2 rRNA genes are annotated in these 2777 nt (G+C 57.5%); both read right to left on the minus strand.

The annotated features are described in order from the left end of the window. Positions 1 to 48 precede the first annotated feature (48 nt). Positions 49 to 170: ribosomal RNA gene (rrf, locus tag EYW40_RS19435) — 5S ribosomal RNA — on the minus strand. 120 nt (positions 171 to 290) lie between these two features. Continuing rightward, positions 291 to 2777: ribosomal RNA gene (locus EYW40_RS19440) — 23S ribosomal RNA — on the minus strand; the annotation flags it as partial.

Below are 2777 nucleotides of genomic sequence, written 5' to 3' on the forward strand. Positions count from 1 at the left end.
TATGAGAAAAGCCCAGTCGGCGGGTGCCGACTGGGCTGTAGTATGAGTGGGAGGCGGCGATCCGGTGGTCCCAGAGGCTCGCGCACTCCAGTACTTGCCGGAACGCTGGCGGGCTTAACGTCCGTGTTCGGGATGGGTACGGGTGTTGCCCCGCCGCTGTGGCCGCCTTAACGCCGATCCACGGAATCGAACCGTGGCGAATACGCCAGTATCGGTGGTGTGACGCCGTAATGTACGTGCAATCCAGTTTGCGCCTGGACCCGTTCTCGCGGGTACAGTGCGAATCAGATGAGTGTGTGGCGGTGGTCTGTTAGTGCTCGCGGGCTCAACGCCTCGTTGCCTTGGCGCGTACACCCCGAGTCTATCGAACTCGTCTTCTACGAGTGACCGTAGTGGTACCTCTTTTCCAGGTGGGTTTCGAGCTTAGATGCGTTCAGCTCTTACCCCGTGTGACGTGGCTGCTCGGCACGTGCCCTTTCGGACAGCCGATACACCAGTGGTCACCACTCGGAGTTCCTCTCGTACTATACGAGCGTTCCCGTCAGGTACCGTGACACCCCCAATAGATAGCAGCCGACCTGTCTCACGACGGTCTAAACCCAGCTCACGACCTCCTTTAATAGGCGAACAACCTCACCCTTGCCCGCTTCTGCACGGGCAGGATGGAGGGAACCGACATCGAGGTAGCAAGCCACTCGGTCGATATGTGCTCTTGCGAGTGACGACTCTGTTATCCCTAAGGTAGCTTTTCTGTCATCAATCGCCCGCATCAAGCAGGCTGATTGGTTCGCTAGACCACGCTTTCGCGTCAGCGACACTCGTTGGGAATGTCACTGTCAGACTTCCTTATGCTCTTGCGCTCAGTTCCGGGTCTCCGACCCGGATGAGGAAATCTTGGGGCACGCTCGATAGGTTTTCAAGCGCGTACCGCCCCAGTCAAACTGCCCGGCTACCGGTGTCCTCCGCCAGGAGTGAGGGTCACAGTCACTACCGGGTAGTATTTCAATGATGCCTCGGTGGCCCGCTAGCGCGGGTACCTGTGTAATGGCTCCTACCTATGCTGCACAGTAGCGACCGTGTCCCAGCGACAGCCTGCAGTAAAGCTCTATAGGGTCTTCGCTTCCCCTTGGGGGTCTCCAGACTCCGCACTGGAACGTACAGTTCACCGGGCCCAACGTTGGGACAGTGACGCTCTCGTTGATCCATTCATGCAAGCCGCTACTGAAGCGGCAAGGTACTACGCTACCTTAAGAGGGTCATAGTTACCCCCGCCGTTAACGGGTCCTTCGCCCCATTGTACTGGGTGTTCAGATACCCGCACTGGGCAGGATTCAGTGACCGTACGAGTCCTTGCGGATTTGCGGTCACCTATGTTGTTACTAGACAGTCGGAGCGTCCGAGTCACTGCGACCTGCCCCGAAGAGGGCAGGCATCCCTTATTGCGAACGTACGGGACTAACTTGCCGAATTCCCTAACGTCGGTTGCTCCCGACAGGCCTTGGCTTTCGCCGCCACGAGCACCTGTGTCGGTTCTTGGTACGAACACCGTACTCCCTTTTCACGGGCTCTAGGTTGGTCCGAATTGCTCTATCCCGCCGTTCGTCCGCTTCTTGCCATTACGGCGTCCACGGAGTTGGACGGTTCGACTGGGCGAATGCCCAGCTCGGATGACCCCAAAGCGTCGGTTTCAATGTACGGTGGCACTGGAATATTAACCAGTTTCCCTGTTGTCCCAGTCGAGTTGCGGTGGGACTTAGGATCGGCTAACCCTCGGCTGATCAGCATTGCCGAGGAACCCTTGCTCGTTCGGCCGTCGGGGTTCTAACCCGACTAACGCTGCTACTATGACCAGGATTTTCGTCACTATTCGGTCCACACGAGTTCTCACCCGTGCTTCCAGCCGAATAGAGCGCCAACCTACGGAATCACCTTGTGACGGGTGTCGCCAGGTCTCGGTGGTGGATTTGAGCCCCGATCATTTTGGGCGCCTCGAACCTCGGCCGGTAAGCTGTTACGCTTTTCTTAGAGGGTAGCTGCTTCTAAGCTCACCTCCCGGCTGTTTAGGGCTCGAGACTACCTTCGATCGCACTTAATCCACACTTGGGGACCTTAACCCAGCTCTGGGTTGTCTCCCTCATGGTGCACAGGCTTACCCCGCACACCGGACTCCTCGCGTCGGCGGCGTTCGTAGGTTCGGAGTTTGACAGGGGAGCCAACTCCTCTCGGAGTTGGGTTCCCCAATCAGTGTCTCTACCCCACGAACTACCTCGGCGAAGGTCATGCTTCGACATGTTTCGGTTGGAACCAGCTGTTGCCGGACTCGATGGGCCTTTCACCCCTATACGTAGGTCACGAGAGGGTATTGTAGGACACCAACTCTAGCAGGCTTCCACGTGCCTTTCGGCACGCTTCACCTTGCCCACGCATAGATCGTCCGGTTTCGGGTCGTACCCGCTTGACTCCCCGCGCTTGAACACGGTGACCCTGGCCGTAAGGCTGCGGTCATATTGGTTTCCCTGCGCCTTCCCCGATGCTCGGGTTAGACTCGTCAAGCAAGTACACTCCCTGGTTCGTTTTTCAAAACGTACGACGGAACAGCGGCTTCCTCTGAGTCTTACTGCGGACTCACGTCCGGTTCATTTGTCAGAGGACCTTTCGTGCCCCGTCGCTCGATCGCCACCTGATTTCAAGCCCTATTGCACCTCCCTTTGTGGGGTGCTTTTCAGCGTTCGCTCACGCTACTTGTTCACTATCGGTCTCGAGGTGTATTTAGTCTT

Source organism: Halostella litorea, from assembly GCF_004785955.1.
GTDB classification, from domain to species: domain Archaea; phylum Halobacteriota; class Halobacteria; order Halobacteriales; family Natronoarchaeaceae; genus Halostella; species Halostella litorea.